General features: G+C 66.7%; 13 protein-coding genes and 1 tRNA gene. 4 read left to right on the forward strand and 10 right to left on the reverse strand.

Translation table 11 applies throughout. The annotated features are described in order from the left end of the window. Positions 1–23: 23 nt before the first annotated feature. The 3 genes from BMW87_RS04390 to BMW87_RS04400 are packed head-to-tail and all read left to right on the forward strand — an operon-like array spanning position 24 to position 5,763. A complete protein-coding gene (locus BMW87_RS04390; RefSeq protein ID WP_093074456.1) occupies positions 24–2,726 on the forward strand; it encodes a bifunctional acetate--CoA ligase family protein/GNAT family N-acetyltransferase in 2,703 nt (900 codons plus the stop codon). A gap of 59 nt (positions 2,727–2,785) precedes the next feature. Continuing rightward, positions 2,786–3,817 (forward strand): Lnb N-terminal periplasmic domain-containing protein, encoded by a 1,032-nt coding sequence (locus BMW87_RS04395; RefSeq protein ID WP_093058329.1) that lies wholly within the window; start codon positions 2,786–2,788, stop codon positions 3,815–3,817. Continuing rightward, the gene (locus BMW87_RS04400) at positions 3,817–5,763 is read left to right on the forward strand and encodes an esterase/lipase family protein (protein WP_093074458.1); all 1,947 of its coding nucleotides are present in this window, start codon (positions 3,817–3,819) and stop codon (positions 5,761–5,763) included. The genes BMW87_RS04395 and BMW87_RS04400 overlap by 1 nt, the downstream gene beginning before the upstream one ends. A gap of 8 nt (positions 5,764–5,771) precedes the next feature. Here the strand turns inward: BMW87_RS04400 and BMW87_RS04405 are convergent, their stop codons facing one another. Continuing rightward, on the reverse strand, positions 5,772–6,566 hold the full coding sequence (locus tag BMW87_RS04405; protein ID WP_093074460.1) for a tetratricopeptide repeat protein: 795 nt from the start codon (positions 6,564–6,566) through the stop codon (positions 5,772–5,774). A 224-nt stretch (positions 6,567–6,790) separates the two neighbouring features. Between BMW87_RS04405 and BMW87_RS04410 the strand changes: the two genes are divergently transcribed. Then, positions 6,791–8,443 (forward strand): ankyrin repeat domain-containing protein, encoded by a 1,653-nt coding sequence (locus BMW87_RS04410; protein ID WP_093074462.1) that lies wholly within the window; start codon positions 6,791–6,793, stop codon positions 8,441–8,443. On the opposite strand, the gene BMW87_RS04415 is transcribed toward BMW87_RS04410, so the two are convergent. From BMW87_RS04415 to BMW87_RS04455, 9 genes are all read right to left on the reverse strand, one after another. Continuing rightward, positions 8,434–9,597: a leucine-rich repeat domain-containing protein gene (locus BMW87_RS04415; RefSeq protein ID WP_177192721.1), complete on the reverse strand. Its 1,164-nt coding sequence runs from the start codon at positions 9,595–9,597 to the stop codon at positions 8,434–8,436. The two genes, BMW87_RS04410 and BMW87_RS04415, sit on opposite strands and share 10 nt — an antisense overlap. Next, the gene (locus tag BMW87_RS04420; RefSeq protein WP_218149738.1) at positions 9,587–10,966 is read right to left on the reverse strand and encodes an SDR family NAD(P)-dependent oxidoreductase; all 1,380 of its coding nucleotides are present in this window, start codon (positions 10,964–10,966) and stop codon (positions 9,587–9,589) included. Before BMW87_RS04420 ends, BMW87_RS04415 begins: the two co-directional genes overlap by 11 nt. A 12-nt stretch (positions 10,967–10,978) precedes the next feature. Continuing rightward, a tRNA-OTHER gene (locus BMW87_RS04425) sits at positions 10,979–11,053 on the reverse strand. 160 nt (positions 11,054–11,213) lie between these two features. After that, positions 11,214–12,221, reverse strand: coding sequence for an LLM class flavin-dependent oxidoreductase (locus BMW87_RS04430; protein ID WP_093074466.1), 1,008 nt, complete (start codon positions 12,219–12,221; stop codon positions 11,214–11,216). Further along, positions 12,218–13,156, reverse strand: a complete 939-nt coding sequence (locus tag BMW87_RS04435; RefSeq protein ID WP_093075222.1) for an ABC transporter substrate-binding protein — start codon at positions 13,154–13,156, stop codon at positions 12,218–12,220. Before BMW87_RS04435 ends, BMW87_RS04430 begins: the two co-directional genes overlap by 4 nt. Before the next feature lie 8 nt (positions 13,157–13,164). Beyond that, positions 13,165–14,085 carry an ABC transporter substrate-binding protein gene (locus tag BMW87_RS04440; RefSeq protein ID WP_093074468.1) on the reverse strand — a complete coding sequence of 307 codons (921 nt, stop codon included), beginning with the start codon at positions 14,083–14,085 and terminating at the stop codon, positions 13,165–13,167. Positions 14,086–14,121: 36 nt separating this feature from the next. After that, positions 14,122–15,957 carry an amino acid ABC transporter permease/ATP-binding protein gene (locus tag BMW87_RS35695; protein ID WP_093074470.1) on the reverse strand — a complete coding sequence of 612 codons (1,836 nt, stop codon included), beginning with the start codon at positions 15,955–15,957 and terminating at the stop codon, positions 14,122–14,124. Continuing rightward, positions 15,954–16,493, reverse strand: a complete 540-nt coding sequence (locus BMW87_RS04450) for a GNAT family N-acetyltransferase (protein WP_093074472.1) — start codon at positions 16,491–16,493, stop codon at positions 15,954–15,956. The genes BMW87_RS35695 and BMW87_RS04450 overlap by 4 nt, the downstream gene beginning before the upstream one ends. Next, positions 16,493–17,833, reverse strand: coding sequence for an LLM class flavin-dependent oxidoreductase (locus tag BMW87_RS04455; protein WP_093074474.1), 1,341 nt, complete (start codon positions 17,831–17,833; stop codon positions 16,493–16,495). Before BMW87_RS04455 ends, BMW87_RS04450 begins: the two co-directional genes overlap by 1 nt. Between the last annotated feature and the right edge of the window lie 39 nt (positions 17,834–17,872).

Below are 17,872 nucleotides of genomic sequence, written 5' to 3' on the forward strand. Positions count from 1 at the left end.
CGGAACGGTGCAGACTTGGGGGCATGGACAAGCATTTCCTGACCCCGCTTTTCGCACCCGCCTCCATCGTGGCCTTCGTCGGCCACGCCGACGACCCGGGCGGCCAGACCCCTGCGGGCCGCACGCTGCGCGAGGCCTTCCGTGCCGACCGTTTCGACGGCACCCTGCGCTTTCTGGACGTGCGCACCAAGGGCACGCTCGAAGAACTGGCCCAGACCCATGCCGATCTCGCGCTGATCGCGCTGGCGCCGCGCGACGTGGCGGCCGCGCTTGAAATCGCGGGGCGCATCGGCTGCAAGGCGGCGGTGGTTCTTTCGAGTGGCATCGGCGCCGACGAGGCAGCGCAGTGGCGCAAGATCGCGCGCCGCGAAGGCGTGCACCTGCTGGGGCCGAATTCGCTGGGCTTCCAGCGCCCACTGCTGCACCTTAATGCCGGCGTGGCCGGGCCGCTGGCCAAGCCGGGGCCGCTCGCGCTGGTGGCGCAATCTGGCGCGCTCACGGCCTCGATGCTCGACTGGGCGCGCCAGAACGGCGTCGGCTTTTCGAGCGTGGTGTCGCTGGGCCCGCACACCTCGGTCGACATTCCGCAGGTGCTCGACTTCCTGGCCAACGACCAGGCCACGCACAGCATCATCGTGTACCTCGAAGGCATTGCCGATGCGCGCCGCTTCATGAGCGCGCTGCGCTCGGCCTCGCATGCCAAACCGGTGGTGGTGCTCAAGGCCGGGCGCAAGCCGGCGGGCAACGAGGCCGCGCAGACGCACAGCGCCGCCATCGTGGGCAGCGACGACGTGTTCGATGCCGCGCTGCGCCGCGCGGGCGCGGTGCGGGTTCGCTCCTTCGTCGAGCTGTTCTCGGCCGCCAAGTGCCTGGCCTCGCGCTACCGGCCGGTGGGCAAGCGCCTGGCCGTGGTCACCAACGGCGGCGGTCCTGGTGTGCTGGCGGCCGACTGGATCAACGAGATCGGCCTCCACCTGGGCAAGCTTTCGCCGCCCGCGCAGAAGCTGCTGCAGCCCACCCTGCCCCCGCTCGCATCGTTGAACGACCTGATCGATCTTTCCGAAGAGGCCCTGCCCGCGCACTACCGCGCCGCCATCGATGCCGCCTCGGCCGACAGCCAGGTCGACGGCGTGCTCGCCATCTTCTCTCCCAAGGCCGGCGCCGACGCAGCTGCCACCGCGAAAGCGCTTGCCGACATCCCCCGGCCGATGAACAAGCCGCTGCTGGCCTGCTGGATGGGCGACTCGTCCGTGGGCAAGGCGCGCTCGGTACTGGCCGACGCGACCATTCCGAGCTTTCGCACGCCTGAAGCCGCGGTGGGCGCCTTCGGCAACATCGCGGCCTTCTATCAGAACCAGCAGTTGCTGCAGCAGACGCCGCCGCCGCTGTCGGCACTGGCCAAGCCCGACATCGAGGGCGCGCGCCTGATCATCGAAAGCGTGCTGGCCGAACGGCGCCATGTGCTGACCGAGATGGAATCGAAGTCGCTGCTGTCGTCCTTCCACATTCCGATCACGCGCACGCTGCTCGCACGCAGCGCCAGCGAGGCCATGATGATCGCGACGCAGCTGGGCTTTCCAGTGGCGCTGAAGATCGACTCGCCCGACATCGCGCACAAGTCCGACGTGGAAGGCGTGGCGCTCAACGTGCTGAACGGCACCAGCGCGCGCGACACCTACGTCGAGATGATGGAGCGCGTTGCCCGCCTCGCGCCCGAGGCCCGCATCAACGGCGTGACCGTGCAGAAGATGGTGCGCGCGCGGCGCGGGCGCGAGATCTACGTGGGCATGGTCACCGACCAGCCTTTCGGCCCCGTCATCGTTTTCGGCGCGGGCGGCACCATGATCGAGCTGCTGAACGACCGCGCCATGGAACTGCCGCCGCTCAACCAGTTTCTTGCGCACCGGCTCATCGAGCGCTCGCGAGTGGCCGAGACGCTGGGCGAATGGCGCGGCGCTCATGCAGTGAACATGGAAGCACTCGAAGACGTGCTGCTGCGCGTGTCCGAAATGGTGTGCGAGCTGCCCGAGCTGCGCGAGATGGACATCAACCCCATCATCGTGGACGAGTCGGGCGCCATTTCGGTCGATGCGCGCATCGTGGTCGGCAGCACCACGCAGGCGGTGGCGGCCCACGTCAGCAATGCGGTCAACGGCTACCAGCACCTGGCCATCATGCCGTACCCCGCGCGCTACCGGCGTGAATGGCCGCTGCCCGGTGGCGGCACGTACATCGTGCGGCCGGTTCACCCCAACGACGCGCAGATGCTGCAGGCGCTGGTGCAGGGCCTGTCGCCCGAGAGCCGCTGGTTCCGCTTTGTCTCGCGCTTCCACGAGCTGCCGCCCTCGATGCTGTCGCGCTTCACGCTGATCGACTACGACCGCGAGATGGCGCTGGTGGCGGTGGTGATGGAGCGCAGCGTGTCGCCCGACGGCACCGTGCTCGAAAGCGAGCACATCGTGGGCGTGTCGCGCTATATCACCAACCCCGACCAGACCAGCTGCGAGTTCTCGCTGGTGGTGGCCGACGAGTTCAGCGGCAAGGGCATCGGCTCGCGGCTGATGGAAAGCATCATCGACGTAGCGCGCGACAAGGGCCTGGCCGAGATCGACGGGCTGGTGCTGGCCAACAACCCCGACATGCTGAAGCTGGTGCGCAGGCTTGGCTTCACCGTGAAGCCCTTCCCCGAAGACCCGGACTTCAAGCTCGTGACGTACATGCTGTAGAGGCCCCGGGGCGCCCGGGTCGGGCGGAGATAATCGCGCCTCACTCTCCGATGACCTGAATGTTCCTGCGCTTCCTCGGCCGCTTCGCGGCATCGCTAGTCGTATTGCTGTCGGCGATGTGGGCCTGCATGGCACTTTGGTATCAGTTGCCGGGGCCTTCCTTCGTGAAGATCGGCGCAGGCGTGCTGTGGGCCGGCTTCGGCCTTGCCGCCATCGCGCTGCTGTGGCGCGGCAAGGCAGCGCGCGCCCTGCTCTCCTACGTGGTTGGCTTCGCATTGCTGATGGGCTGGTGGGGCACCATCCTGCCCTCGCAGAACCGCCTGTGGGCCGATGACGTGTCCCGCCAGTTGCACGCCCATGTCGACGGCAGCATCGTGACGATGGACAACGTGCGCAACTTCGAATGGCGCAGCGACACCGACTACACCCAGCGCTGGGAAACGCGCAGCTACGACCTCGACCGCCTGCGCTCGGTCGACGTGGCGCTCTCGTACTGGAGCGGCCCGGCCATCGCGCACACGCTGGTGTCCTTCGGTTTCGATGACGGGCAGTTCGTTACCTTCTCCATCGAGATCCGCAAGGAGCGCGGTGAAAGCTTCTCGTCGGTCGGCGGCTTCTTCAAGCAGTTCGAGACCAGCCTCGTTGCGGCCGACGAGCACGACATCATGCGCGTGCGTACCAACGTGCGTGGCGAAGACGTCTACATGTACCGCGTGCGCCTGCCGCAGCAGGAAATGCGCTCGCTGTTCGTGGCCTACCTCGGCGAAAGCGCGGCGCTGGTGCGCGAGGCCAGCTTCTACAACACGCTCACCGCCAACTGCACCACCATCGTGTATGCATTGGCCAAGCGCATCGTGCCCGGCCTGCCGATGGACTGGCGGTTGCTGGCCTCGGGCTACCTGCCCGACTACCTCTACGACGTGGGCGGCCTTACGCCCGGCTACAGCATGGAAGCGCTGCGCGCGGCGGGCCGCATCACCGACCGTGCCATCGCCACCGACAAGGCGGCGCCGGGCGTGAACTTCTCGCAGGCGATCCGGCAAGGCCTGCCGGGCCTCGAGGACTCCAAGGCACCCAAGGCGAAGCCGTGATGCGCATGCGCTTTCTTTGCCTGCCGGCCCTTTTGTGCACCGCCGTGCTGCTGGCCGGTTGCGCTGGCGTGAAGGTCGGCTCGATCTCGCCGGCCGAATACCTCGCGCAGCGTCGCGGCGACGTGCTCACCACCGGCGAGCTGAGCACCTCCGCACAGGAGGTGCTGCGCGTGATCGGCTCCGACGCCGATCTGTGTCGCAAGGACGGCCAGGCCTGCCGCAATGCGCTGGCCGAGTCGTCGGGCCTGAGCGACGAACAGCGCCTGTCCGCGCTGTCGGAAGTGTGGCTGCAGGTGGCGCTCGCGGCAGACAAAGGCGGCACCGCAGCGCAGTCAGATTCATCGGCCACCACGGCCATCGAGGCCTGGCTCGAAACCGCGCGCCATGCCTACGCCTACCTGTTCTACACCGCCCGCAAGCCACGCGACCGCGCTTTCGAAGACCGGCAGACGCAGGTTCGCGACTACTACAACTACGCGGTGCAGCAGGCCATTACCGGCCTCTTCAAGACCTACCGGCGCACCGGTTCGCCATCGGACCCGACCCCGGAAGTGCCGCAGGTCGGCGACTGGCGCATCGAAACCGACGTATCGGCACTGCGCCTGCCCACCAGCGCGCCGCTGCCGGACGAACTGATTCCCGCCGCCTCGCTGACCTTCTCTGGCCTGCGCAACACCTACCGGCGCGACGGCTTCGGCGCGGAGCTGGTGGCGGCAAACGCCAAGCGCACGGACGACGAGGCAACGCCCGGCCCGGCCGACGACAAGCGCCCGCCCCGGCCGCCCTACCGCGAGATGCCGTTCCCCGCCGTCACAGCACTGCTGCTGTTCGACGGCGCCAATCTCGACGAGATCCTGCGCACCCACACGCTGCGCATTGCGGCCTACGACCCGTACCGCACCGCCAACGTGCAACTGGCCGGGCAGGAGGTGCCACTGGCCGCCAACTTCACCTCGGGCTATGGCCTGTGGCTCGCGCGCTCCGACTTCGCGCTGCAGGCCCTGCGCAGCCTGTTCGGCGGCCGCGACGGGCTCACGCAGCCGCGCATCTACCTGATGCAGCCCTACGACCCGAACCGCCGCACGGTCATCATGCTGCACGGCCTCGCGAGCAGCCCCGAGGCATGGATCAACGTGGCCAACGAAGTGCTCGGCGACGAAACGCTGCGCCGCCGCTACCAGATCTGGCAGGTGTATTACCCCACCAACGCACCGCTGCCGATCAACAACTTCGCGATCCGCGAAGCCGTCACGCAGACGCTTGCGCACTTCGACCCCACGGGCAAGGCCGAGGCCTCGAACAACATCACGCTGATTGGCCACAGCATGGGCGGCGTGCTGTCGCGGCTGATGGTGTCGTCGTCGGAAGACAAGCTCTGGGAGGCGCTGCTGGCCAGCTACCCGATGCAGGGCGCGCAGCAGCAGCGCATGGAAGAAAAGCTCGCGCCCTACCTGCGCTTCGAGCCGCTGCCGCAGGTGAGCGACGCGATCTTCATCGCCTCGCCGCATCGCGGCACCGACTTCGCCAACAACCGCGTCTCGCGCTGGGTGGCCAACCTCATCACGCTGCCGGTGGCGATGCTGGGGCAGCTGAGCGACATCTCGCGCGAACTGATCCGCATCGCGCCCAGCACGCAGGGCCAGGAGCCGCTGCGCATTCCCAACAGCATCGACAACCTGAGCGACCGCGATCCGTTCGTGCGGCTGTCATCGGGGCTGCCGATGAATCCGCGCGTGCGTTTTCATTCGATCATCGGCAACGACACGCCGGGCGTGGCGCAGGCGCTGTCGAGCGACGGCATCGTACCGTACGCAAGCTCGCACCTGGACGGCGCGGCATCGGAGCTGGTGATTCCGTCAGCGCACAGCGTGCAGGAGAACCCGTTGGCAATCCTGGAGATACGGCGGATCCTCAGGGAGCAACTGCGTTCGCAGCCGCCGCGCTGAACGCGCGGCTACCTCTTCGCGGAGCGCTGCGCCCGCACGCGCTTCAGGAAGTCCTGGAAGAGCGCCTTCTTCTCGGGAAACCGCTCCACTCCCTCCGTGAAAACGGCCTCCGCGGCGGCCAGCTCGCCCAGCCGCATGAGGCACTCGCCCTTTGAGAAGAAAGCAGCCGGCCCGTCGGGGTTCACCCGCAGCGACTGCTCGAAGTCGTTCAGCGCTTCGCTGAAATTCCCGAGTTCCATGTGGGTGAACGCCCGGTTATCGATGGCTTCGAAGAACAGCGGAAACAGCTCCACCGCCGCGTCGTACTCGGCAATGCCCTCCTGTTTCCTGCCCTGCTCGCAGAGTTCGTTCCCGCGCAGGTAATGCGCGTTGGCCTCGCGGACGATCCCCTTGCTGTCCTTTCCGGTCACCTCGAGGTAGCGCGGAAAGTCCGTGAGCCTCAGGTACTCGGCAAAGCCGATCAGGTCTTCTTCGGTGGGCTGCCGGTTGCCGATCAGCTCCCAGCTCTCCTCACCGAAGCTGCCTGCGTCGATGGGGGCATGCCATATCGACACCTCCGCCTGTTTCAGGGAATCGGCCGTGGGCTTGGCGTCCATCGGCTTGTAGCTCAGGCAGTGGGCGGCCGCCGTTCCATCGGGCCATGGGTCGACTTCGAGGATCCAGGCGGCCCGCCAGACCTGTCCGTCGCGCCGGGTCAGCAAATCGCCCGGCTTCACCGCGAGCTGGTTTTCCGCCGGAGAGTCGGGCGTCGAGGTCGAACCACCAAGGCGTGCGGCGAGCCGCTGGATGAATTGGGGCAGCATGGTTTGCGTCGGATATCGGAAGGATGGATGTGCGCGCCACTGTAGCCGCTCGCTGTCTGTCCGTTGACCGGCGCGCGCATCGTGCCCTAACATCCCGCCCGCGGTGCAAGCCGCGCCCGGGCCCGCGGGAAGGGTTGAACCCACTTGCCTTCATTTGCCGATCCACAACACCTTTTGTGCAGCCGGATTTGCGGGTCATCGGCGTCTGATGCACGGAGGTTCAAATGAAGCGCATGCCCGCCCGGCCCGACCTGGGCCACCTGAAGAAGCAAGCCAAGGAGCTGCTTGCTCTCTACCGAAGCAACGACCCCACCGCCACCGCGCGATTTCGCGATGCACTGCCTGCCGCCGCCGGCAGGAGCGATGCCGAGATAACAGCGCTCGGCTTGCGCCTGCACGATGCGCAGTCGTGCGTGGCGCGCGAATACGGCTTCGCGTCCTGGGCCGAGCTGCAAAGCTTTGTTCTCGCGCGCCGGCCGCAGTCCGACGATCCGGCGAAGTCGGTTCTCTACTGGCTGCGCCTTGTCTACGCGGGTGACGTCGCCGGCGGAACGAACCAAGCGCGGCCGTCGGTGGCCCTGCGCCTGCTCGATGAAAGCCCCGGCCTGCTGGGTGACGACCCCAGCCTCGCCTGCGCGGTCGGCAACGAAACGCTGCTGCGCCGCGCCATCGAACACGACCCGGGCTGGGTGCACCGCGCGGGAGGCCCGCTCGCACTCCCGCCACTCGTTGCGGTGGCTCATTCCGGCCTGATGCAGCTGCCTGACTTCCGCGAACGCCTGCTCGCCTGCCCGAAGCTGCTGCTCGATGCCGGCGCGGACCCCGATCAGTCGGTCGGTAACCGCTGGCCTCCGTCGTCCATCGATGCACCCTCCAACACCGACCGGCTGTCCGCGCTCTACGGCGCCGCCGGCCAGAACCACAACGCCGAGCTCACGAAGCTGCTGCTGGACGCAGGCGCCGATCCGAACGACGGCGAATCGCTCTATCACTCGCTGGAGAACCCGGCCTGCACGCGGCTGCTGCTGAACGCCGGTGCGCGCATCTCGGGCACGAATGCGCTCTATCGCGTGCTGGACCTCGACGACGTGGAAGCGCTGAGGTTGCTGCTCGCGCACGGCGGCAATGCGAACGAACCGCCCATAGGCTCTCCCACAAGCGACTGGGGTTCGCTGCTGCTGTGGGCAATCCGGCGGCGCAGGTCGCCCGCGCATATCGAGGCCTTGCTGGCAGCAGGCGCCGATCCTTCGGTCACCACCATCGATGGCACGAGCGCATATACCGTCGCCCTGCGCTTCGGTCTGCCGGAGGTCGCGCGCTTGCTGCAAAAAGCCGGAGGTGGTGCCCCGCTTTCAGTGGATGAAGCCTTCGTCGCAGCCTGCGCCCAAGGTGACGAGGCCGCCGCCCGCCGTATCCACGCAGCGCACCCCGGCATCGTCGGTACGCTCTCAGAAACGCAGCTGCGCCAGTTGCCGGAACTCGCAGCGCAGGGATGCAGCGACGCGGTGAAGCTGATGGTCGAACTCGGCTGGCCCATCGCAACTCGCGGCGGCGACTGGGATGCCTCGGCGTTGAACAAGGCCGTGTTTCGCGGCGATGCCGGCCTCGTCCGCTTCCTGCTGGAGCACGGCGCAAGCTGGAAAGAACGGCACGGCTTCGACGACAACGCCTGCGGCGGCCTCTCGTGGGCTTCATGCAACGAACCGCCGGACGGCGAAGGAGACTGGCTCGGCTGCGCCGAAGCGCTGGTCGCCCATGGAATGCCCGCTGCACGGCCGGCCCCCGAGAGCCCGGACTGGGTACTCGTCGACGGGCAGCGCTACGTGTTCTCGGACGAGGTCACGGATTTCCTGCTCGGCGTGTCCAGTCAGCGATAGACGCTCTTGATCAGGGCCTGATCCTTCGGCGCGTCGTCACCATGGGCAGCCCTGTTTTGGGCGAGGTGCTGCACCAGCGCTTTCGGCTGGCTGCCTTCCACGATCAGGCGGCCGAGTCGCCGGTTGTGCAGCGTAGCCTCGATCAATACCGACCGGCCGTGCATCGTAATGCGGTTGCGCGTGAGATCCAACGCGCGCAACGCGGGCGATGTCGCGATCAGTTTCGCCGCGCAAGCTGCGCCCTCGTCGCCCATTTCGTTGGCACGCGCGCCGAGCGCTTTGCCCGACACCGCGTAGCCCAGATTGAGGTTGCGCAGGCCCGAATCCCCGACCGCCTCGAAGAGTGCTCTGGCCCCTTCGCTCCCGATACCGTTGCTCGCGAGTTCCAGTGTTTGCAACGTGCTGTTGTGACGCAGGGCTTTCGCCAGTTCGATCGCGCCCGCATCGCCGAGGTGATTTGCGCTCACATACAGCGCCGCGATCTGCGGCGCTTCGCGCAACAGCCGGGCAAGGTCTGGCACGACCGAAGGTCCCAGGCCGTTGCCACTCAGGTAGAGGCTTCGCAGACTGCTGTTGCCGGCGCACAGGGCATCGGCCACTGCGCGCACGCCCGCGCCGCGCAGATCGGTGTTGACAAGGTCGAGCATGCGCAGGTGCTTGTTGTCGCGCAGCATGCGCGCGATGCTTTCCGCCCCCTCCGGCCCCAAGGGGTTGCGCTTGAGCCAGAGGCCGGTGATCTGCGGCGCCTGCGCAACCATGGCGGCCAGCTCACGCGCGCCCTCAGGACCGATGTTGTTGCACCCCAGATAGAGCACCTGGAGGTGCGCATTCCCGGCCACCAACCTGGCCACAGCTCCCGCTCCAACATCGCCAATGGCGTCGGTGCCCAGCATGAGACTGCGCACCCTCGTGTTGTCCTGAAGTGCCGCTACGAGCCGCAGGCAGTTTTCGGTACCCAGACTTTGCTTGCAAAGGTCCAGGCGGCCATCGTCCAGCATCGTGCCGCGCGGAAAACGCTGTTCGCCCTGGACGGCAAGATTTGCGCTCAGGTGAGCCAGCAAAGGCGCAAGCTCTTGCGCGCCGCACGGCGTGACAGCAACGCGGTGAACCGGGCAATGCACCGAGTTCTCGTCCGTCGGCAAATCACCAGGCATAGGATTCGTAGTCCTTGAGGAAATGTCCGAATAGCGGCGTGCCCGGCTCGTTGATACCGCGTGCGATTGGATCGAACAGCCGGGCCATGCCATCGATCGTATCCAGCGGCGTATAGAAGTTCTGTGTCTGCCGCGCGCGCATGGCACGGGGGTAAGGCTTCTCGTCCGTCACCCAGCCGGTATCAACCGCATTCATGTAGATGCCGTCACGGGCCCACTCCTGGGCGCTGGTGCGCACCATCATGTTCATCGCGGCCTTGGCCATGTTGGTGTGGGGATGGAACTCCGTCTTTTCGCTGCGGTTGAACTGCCCTTCCATTGCGGAGGCCTGCACCACGAAACGGCGTGGATGCGGGGAGCGCAACAGTGCCGGCCTGAGTCTGCCCGTGAGCACGAAGGGGCTCACGGCGTTGACGAGCTGCACCTCCAGCAGTTCCAGCGTGGACACTTCATGCAGTCGTTGCGACCACGAATTGTCCGGTCGCTTGTCAAGCGTCTGGCCATAGCTGTCCAGCTCCTTCTGCACAAAGTAATCGCCGTAGCCCGGCAACTGCCCCAGGTAGTGGCTCCTGGCCTCTAGCAACCATGGCGTGGGTTCGGCGGCCATCAGCGCGGCGTAGAACTCGCGTGGGCGCTTGATCATCTGTGCCGCGTTGTTGATCAGGATGTCGAGGTGCGGCAACCGCTGGCAAAGATCGTCAGCAAACGCCTCCACCGAAGGGACGTTACGCAGATCCAGCGCTTCCAGCGTCAGGCGGTCGCGCCACGAATCGGCATCGGGCATGGCGAGGAATCTCTGCTGTGCATCCTTCGGAAAACGGGTAGTGACGACGACGTCGGCGCCGTCGCGCAACAGGCGCAACGCGGTCTGGAATCCGATCTTTATGCGCCCGCCTGTCACCAGCGCCACGCGCCCGTGCAAGTCAGCACGCTGGGCGCGCTTGGCCCAGTTCCTCTCCGCACAGCCGGGGCACAGCAGATGATAGAAATGGTGCAATTCCCCGTATGGCTGCTTGCAGACATAGCAGCGCTGGAGCCGCAGCAGCGCGCCCATCGAGTTGGAAGGGGCGGAAGAATCCCGCAACGCGGGCACCTCCTGTTGCGCGCGCACCAGGCCAGCCTGCAGGCGGGCCTCCTGCAACTGCGCCGCAGCCATGGCCTGGCGCGCATGGCGCTGGCCCCGCTTGGCCTCCTTCTGGATCTTCGCGACCAGCGTCTTGAAGCGCGGGTGATGGTTCATGCTGGAAGGGTCATCCGAGATGGCTTGCAACACTCGCAAGGCAATCGCCAACTCTTCGTCCGTGAAGCTCACCGCCGGCAGCCCATCGATCAAAAAACGCCCTCCCGCATGCATGCCGGCCGTATCCACGCCGAGTTTGTGTGGGGAGAACGAGCTGGACTCGAACCAGCGCTGCCCCCGTGGCGGGGGGCGTGCTTCCGCTACACCACCGTTCTCCGGCAGCGATTCTAAGAACGAAATGCCGGAATCGCGGCCATCGTCCAAGGCAAAAAAAAGCGAGCCTCGCGAGGCTCGCCTAAAAGTCGACCACCGGGTTGCACCCGACTCCGACTCACCTCGAACTCAACTCCTGCTTCCTCTCATTTCCTCCTCCAGATCAAAGCGATCGCCAACCAAGCTCCGGCGCTATGCGGCCGGACAGGTCGGTCAATATCTGTTCGTAGTCCTCGCTACTGAAGTTGTAGGGCAGCTCCACGCGCAATTCGCTCACATGCGGCAGCACCGGGTCGTGCCGCAGGCGCTCCAGGATTTCATCGGACGTGCCCACGAGATCGGTCGCGAACAGCGTGCGCCGCTCACCCTGCGGTGCCAGCGTGCGTTCGACGCGTCCTGCCGCGAACTCGCGGTAGCGCTTGCGCGTGGCGGCGTCAGCGCCGTCGAGCGGCACGATCACACGGCCCAGCGCCACCCTGCCCTTGCGCGCGTCCGCCTCGCTGGCGCGATAGCGCTCGATCAAGCCCAGCTGCGCCTGCAGAAAGTCGTCGGTGGTCTCGCCCGAGAGCACATTGCCCAGCAGCAAATTGAACCCGTTGCGCCCCGCCCATTCGACCGAGCGCAGCGAGCCGCCGCCATACCAGAGCCGGTCGATCAGGCCCGGTGCATGGGGCTGCACACGTGGCCGCACACGTCCGCCGGCCGATTCGACAAAAGTCTGGTCATCCCCAAGCAGTGTGTCTTCCAGATTGGCCTTGAGCCGCCCCACGCGCTTGTGCGTGAAGTCGATGGTGTTCGCCGCCACGTCGTAGAAGCGGTTGCCGAGCAGTGCTCCATGCAGCGGCGCGCCAGCGCTCAGGCCCACTTGCACCCGGCCGCGCGACAGCACATCGACCGTGGCCAGGTCTTCGGCGAGACGGAACGGGTTCTCGTACCCCATCTGGATCACCGCCGCGCCCAGTTCGATGCGGCACGTGCGCTGCGTCGCGGCGGCCAGGAAGGTCGCGGCCGACGACACACCGCGCTCCAGATGGCGCTGCCGTACCCATGCGCCGTTGAAGCCCTGCTTCTCGCCGAACTCGAAGAGCTTCAGCGCGGCCTCGATGCCCGCGAAAGGGTCGGCCTCGGCGTAGTTGCCCGGCGTCAGGAATGCGAGATGGCGAATGCTCACGGCGCGAACTTCGGCAACCCGGGCGGGTTGGTCTCCGACTTTGGCAACGCCTCTTCGGCCAGGCTCCAGCGCGCGAGCGCCTTGGCATAGGTGCCGTTGCGGATCAGGTTGTTGGCCGCGGTGGTCAGCGCCGCCGCGAGGCCGCTGCCCTTGCGCGTGGCAATGGCCACGTCCGACTTCAGCGGCCAGCCCGCATTGACCGTGCCGACCAGCCTGATTTGCCCGTTCTTCGCCGCCTCGTAGGCTTGCGGCGCATTCGGATTGAAATTGGCGTCGACCCGCTTGGTGACCACCGCCAGCGTGCGCGTCACATCGTCGTCGTAGTACTGGATCTCGACGGGCTTCAAGCCCGCCGCAACGTTCTGCCGATTCCATTCGAGCAGGATGCGCTCCTGGTTGGTGCCGGCACCGGTCGTCAGCTTCAGGCCCGCAACGTCCTTCGGCTCCCTGATCGCCTTGATGGCGCTGTCGGTGCGCACATAGAAGCCGTGCAGGCCGAGGCGATAGGTCGAGAAGTCGAACTTCTCCTTGCGCTGCTCGGTCACGCCCACGTTGGAGATCACGGCGTCGTACTTGCCCGAGCTCAGGCCCAGCGGCCAGTCGGCCCAGGCAATGGGCTGCAGGTCGAGCTTGAGGCCCAATGCTTCGGCGATGAGCAGCGCGAAGTCGGGGTCGAAGCCGACGACGGTCTTCGCATCGGTGGCGTAGGTCGATATGGGTGGCGCGAACGGTGCGATCGCGACCGTCAGCACGCCTTCCTTCACGAACTTGAAGCCCGGCGGAATCGCGTTGACGGCCTCGGCGTCCTTGCCGGTGCGCAGGCGGCCGCGTTGCTCGGGGCTGAAGTCGAACTTGTCGGCGGCATGGGCCGCGCCGGCCACGAGCGTGAGCGCGACAAGGCCACGGGCGATCCAGGCGTGCTTGAGAAAAGTCATGGCCATCATCAGTTCTTCGGCAGGCCCGGCGGGTTGGTGCGCGAGGCTGCGATGGCCTCCGACTCCAGGTTCCAGCGCGACAGCGCCTTGGCGTAGTTGCCGTTCTTGATTTGCGTGTTCAGCGCCAGCGTGACCGCATCGGCAAGGCCCGAGCCCTTGCGCGAGGTAACGGCAATCTCGGCCGTCTGCGGCCAGCCGCCCGAGAACACGCCCGCGAGCTTCGTCTTGCCGTCGCGCGCCTCGTAGGCAGCGATGGCGTTCGGGCCCACGTAGGCATCGGCGCGGCCCGACTGGATGGCCAGGCGCTGCACCACATCGTCGTCGTAGTACTGGATCTCCACCGGCTTCAGCCCGGCCGCCACGTTCTGCTTGTTCCAGCGCAGAAGAATCTGCTCCTGGTTGGTGCTGGCGGAAACGATCAGCTTCAGGCCCGCGATGTCCTTCGGCTCCTTGATCGCGCCGAGCTTGCTGTCCGACTTCACGTAGATGCCGATCTGATCGTTGCGGTAGGTCGAGAAGTCGAACTTCTCCTTGCGCTCTTCCGTGACGGTCACGTTGGACACCACCACGTCGAACTTGCCCGACTGCAGGCCCAGCGGCCAGTCGGCCCAGGCGGTGGACACAAGCTCCAGCTTGCGACCGAGGCTGTCGGCCACCAGCTGCGCGATGTCGGGGGCGTTGCCCACGGGCGTCTTCGTGTCTGTCGCATAGGCGGCGAACGGCAGGCGGCCGGTGGTCGTGCCGACGACGAGCACGCCCTCCTTCTGGAACTTGAAATCCTTCGCGAGCTTGATGGCCTCGTCGATCTTTTGCGCGCGCGGGCGGCCGGCCTGCTCGGGGCTCAGGTCGGCGGCGGGCTGGGCCGAGGCGGCGAGCGGCACCAGCAGCGCGGCCAGGAGAACGGACAGGATGTTTCGTCGATGGGTCATGAAGGGCAATGCAGCAAGAAGAGAGGAAAGGAAAAGTCAAAGAACCTTGGCCAGGAACTCGGCCGTGCGCGGATGCTCCGGCGCGTTGAACACCTTGTCGGGCGAGCCGGTTTCGAGAATCCGCCCGCGCTCCATGAAGACGATGGTGTCGGCCACCTCGCGGGCAAAGCCGATCTCGTGCGTGACGATGACCAGCGTGGTGCCCGAGCGCGCCAGCTCCTTGATCACGGCCAGCACCTCGCCGACCAGTTCGGGGTCGAGCGCCGAGGTGGGCTCGTCGAACAGCAGCACCTTCGGCCTGAGCGCCAGCGCACGGGCAATCGCCACGCGCTGCTGCTGGCCGCCGGAGAGCTGCCTCGGATAGGCGTGCGTCTTGTCGCTCAGGCCCACGCGCACCAGCAGTTCGGAGGCCAGCGCCTCGGCCTCGGCACGCGGCAGGCCGCGCACCGACACCGGCGCCTCCACGATGTTCTCCAGCACCGTGAGGTGCGGGAACAGGTTGAAGTTCTGGAACACCATGCCCACGTCGACGCGGCGCTTGAGAATTTCCTTCTCGTGCAGCTCGTAGAGCGTGTCTTCGTCGCGGCGGTAGCCGATGAGCTCGCCGTCGATGGCAATGAAGCCGTCGTCCACGCGCTCCAGGTGGTTGATGGCGCGCAGCAGCGTCGACTTGCCCGAACCCGACTGGCCGAGGATGACCGTCACGCTGCCCTGCCCCACGGTCAGCGTCACGTCGTCGAGCACCGTGAGCGCACCGAAGCTCTTCGAAACGCCGTGAATAGTGACCTCGCCGCCCTGCGTGAGCGGATCGGTCCATCGCGGCACCTGTGCAGGGGCATCGGCAACAGATGCGTCATCAGCCACAGGCAGCGCTGCCGGCGCCTTCGTGCGCCACAGCCCGCGCATCACGCCGCCAAGCCACGAACTCGGCGGATTGCGCAGCGCCCCGCGCGAGAAATGCCGCTCGACGTAGTGCTGCACCACCGACAGCACCGTGAGGATGATGAGGTACCACACCGTCGCCACCATCAGCAGCGGAATCACTTCCAGGTTGCGCCGGTAGATGATCTGGATCGTGTAGAACAGCTCGGGCAGCGCCAGGATGTAGAGGTTCGACGTGCCCTTGGCCAGCCCGATGATGTCGTTGAACGCCGTGGGCAGAATGGTCCGCATGGCCTGCGGCAGCACGATGCGAAAGGACTGCCGCGTGCGCGACAGCCCCAGCGCCGCCGCCGCTTCGAGCTGCCCCTGCTCCACCGACAGGATGCCGCCGCGCACGATCTCCGAGGCAAAGGCCGCCTGGTTCAGCGTGAGGCCCAGCAGCGCCGCCACGAACGGGCTGATCAGTTGCGTTGTCGGGTACGAGAAGAAGGTGACGTCGGTGCCCGGAATGCCCAGCGTCACCGTCTCGTAGAGATAGCCCAGGTTGTTGATGATCAGCAGCAGCACGATCACCGGAATCGACCGGAAGATCCAGGTGAACACCCAGGCCAGCCGCGCCAGCAGCGGCGAGCGGGACACCCGGGCCAGCGCCAGGGCAGTGCCGAAGAAAAAGCCCAGCAGCGCACCCAGCGCCGTCAGCAGCAACGTGCGGCCCAGGCCTTGCAGCACAGGCTCGGCGAAGAACCATTGCGCGAATACGCCCCAGCCCCAGCGCGGGTTGGTCAGCGTCGAATGCAGCACGATGCCGATGACGAGCACCGCGAAGATGGTGCCGGCCGTGCGTGCCGGGTATCTGGCCGGCACGACGCGGAAGTGCGAGTAGTCGCCCTTCGCGGGCACTGGTGCAGGTGCTGGGCGCTGCGGTTGCGGCGCGCGAACCGGTACGGGGCTTCTCGGCTCGGCGCCGGCATCGAGAACGGTCGTATTCATCGCTGCACCGCCTCAGCCTGTTGCTCGGCAAGGCGACCGCGATGGCGCCCCGTGTTCAAGTACTTCTCGAACGGCAGCTTGCGCGGCGTCTCCGGGTCGACAGGCGGATCGAACAACGCCGTGTAGCCATGGCCGAGATACAGGCCCACGGCCTCAGGCTGGCGAAAGCCGGTCGTCAGGTAGATGCGCTCATAGCCCTGCCGCAGCACCTGTGCCTCCAGTTCTGCGAGCACCTTGCTGGCCAGGCCCTGCCGCCGCAGATCGCTGTGCGTCCACACGCGCTTGAGTTCCGCTGTGCGCTCGTCGTGGCGCATGAACGCGCCGCCACCGATGGCAACGCCGTCGCGCAGCAGCAGCACGAAGTTGCCGCCATGCGATGGCGCGAACGCCTCGGGCGGATAGCGGTCCATCTCGCGCGGCGCACCCGGCTCACGCAACACGTCGCCGTAGCGGCTGTCGTACTCGAAGGCCAGGCCCTCGATGAGCGGCTTCGCGCGCGGATCGAGCGGCGTGGTGTAGAGGAACTGTTCGCTCATCAGGCAGCCTTCTGCACTGCGAGCGCAACTTCCTGCGCCGCATGGCGGCTCGCCTTGCGCGGCAGGCCCAGGTGGTCACGCAGCGTGTGACCGGGCAGTTCGCGCTGGTAGCGCCCGCGCGCTTCCAGCACCGGAATCACGAACTCGATGAAGTCGTCGAGGCCCTGCCCGAGCACCGGAAAGCCGAGGATGAAGCCGTCGGCCGCGCCCTCGTCCACCCAGCGGATGATCTCGTCGGCAATGCGCTCGCCGGTGCCCACGAACTGCGTGCGCGGCGTGGCCACTTCGAGCGCCACTTCGCGCAGGGTCTGGCCCTTGGCCTTCGCATTGGCCTTGATGCGGTCGGTGGTCGAGCGAAAGCTGTTGCGGCCGATCTCGCCCAGCTCAGGGAACGGCACGTCCAGCGGGTACTGGCTGAAGTCGTGGTGGTCGAAGAAGCGGCCGAGGTAGGCCAGTGCCTCTTCCACCGTCAGCAGCTCGCGGATGGCGCGGTACTTGGCCTCGGCCTCCGCCTCGGTGGCCGCGACCACGGGGCCGATGCCGGGGAAGATCTTCACGTCGTCGGCCTGCCGGCCCTGTGCGACGGCGCTGGCCTTCACCTGCCGCAGGAAGCTGCGCGTGTCCTCCAGCGAGGGCGAGTGCGTGAACACCGCGTCCGCATACTTGCCCGCGAGCCCGATACCCGCATCCGACGAACCGGCCTGGAAGATCACCGGCTGCCCCTGCGGCGAGCGCTGGATGTTCAGCGGGCCCGACACCTGGAAGAAGCGCCCCTTGTGGTCCAGCGGGTGCAGCTTCTCGCGGTCGAAGAACTGGCCGCTCTCTCGGTTGCGCACGAAGGCGTCGTCGTCCCAGCTGTCCCACAGGCCTTGCGTGACGGCCAGGTACTCGTCGGCGATCTCGTAGCGCAGCGCGTGCTCAGGGTGCGCGCGGCTGTAGTTCTTCGCGCTGCCTTCGAGCGGCGTGGTCACCACGTTCCAGCCCGCGCGGCCGCCGCTGATCAAATCGAGCGAGCCGAACTGGCGCGCCACCGTGAACGGGTCGCTGTACGAGCTGGAGACAGTGCCCGCGAGGCCGATCTTCGAGGTCACGGTCGCGAGCGCCGACAGGATCGAGATCGGCTCGAAGCGGTTGAGAAAGTGCGGGATCGACTTCTCGTTGATGTAGAGCCCGTCCGCCACGAACGCGAAGGCGATACCCGCCGCTTCGGCCTTCTGTGCGGCGCGCACGAAGAAGTCGAGGTTCACGCTGGCATCCGCAGGCCCGCCCGGATGCTTCCAGGAATTCATGTGGCTGCCGGCCCCCTGCAGCATGACGCCGAACTTGATGTTGTTGCTCATGACGATTGCTCTCTTGTCTCTTCTGGAATGGAAAGGAAA

Source organism: Variovorax sp. OV084, assembly GCF_900111625.1.
In the GTDB taxonomy this organism is placed as follows: domain Bacteria; phylum Pseudomonadota; class Gammaproteobacteria; order Burkholderiales; family Burkholderiaceae_C; genus Variovorax.

Coding starts and splice junctions, on each gene's coding strand:
- BMW87_RS04405 (WP_093074460.1), bottom strand. CDS start 6,566: ATGCTGCCCCAATTCATCCAGCGGCTCGCCGCACGCCTTGGTGGTTCG.
- BMW87_RS04400 (WP_093074458.1), top strand. CDS start 3,817: ATGCGCATGCGCTTTCTTTGCCTGCCGGCCCTTTTGTGCACCGCCGTG.
- BMW87_RS04455 (WP_093074474.1), bottom strand. CDS start 17,833: ATGAGCAACAACATCAAGTTCGGCGTCATGCTGCAGGGGGCCGGCAGC.
- BMW87_RS04450 (WP_093074472.1), bottom strand. CDS start 16,493: ATGAGCGAACAGTTCCTCTACACCACGCCGCTCGATCCGCGCGCGAAG.
- BMW87_RS04415 (WP_177192721.1), bottom strand. CDS start 9,597: ATGCCTGGTGATTTGCCGACGGACGAGAACTCGGTGCATTGCCCGGTT.
- BMW87_RS04410 (WP_093074462.1), top strand. CDS start 6,791: ATGAAGCGCATGCCCGCCCGGCCCGACCTGGGCCACCTGAAGAAGCAA.
- BMW87_RS04435 (WP_093075222.1), bottom strand. CDS start 13,156: ATGACTTTTCTCAAGCACGCCTGGATCGCCCGTGGCCTTGTCGCGCTC.
- BMW87_RS04440 (WP_093074468.1), bottom strand. CDS start 14,085: ATGACCCATCGACGAAACATCCTGTCCGTTCTCCTGGCCGCGCTGCTG.
- BMW87_RS04395 (WP_093058329.1), top strand. CDS start 2,786: ATGTTCCTGCGCTTCCTCGGCCGCTTCGCGGCATCGCTAGTCGTATTG.
- BMW87_RS35695 (WP_093074470.1), bottom strand. CDS start 15,957: ATGAATACGACCGTTCTCGATGCCGGCGCCGAGCCGAGAAGCCCCGTA.
- BMW87_RS04390 (WP_093074456.1), top strand. CDS start 24: ATGGACAAGCATTTCCTGACCCCGCTTTTCGCACCCGCCTCCATCGTG.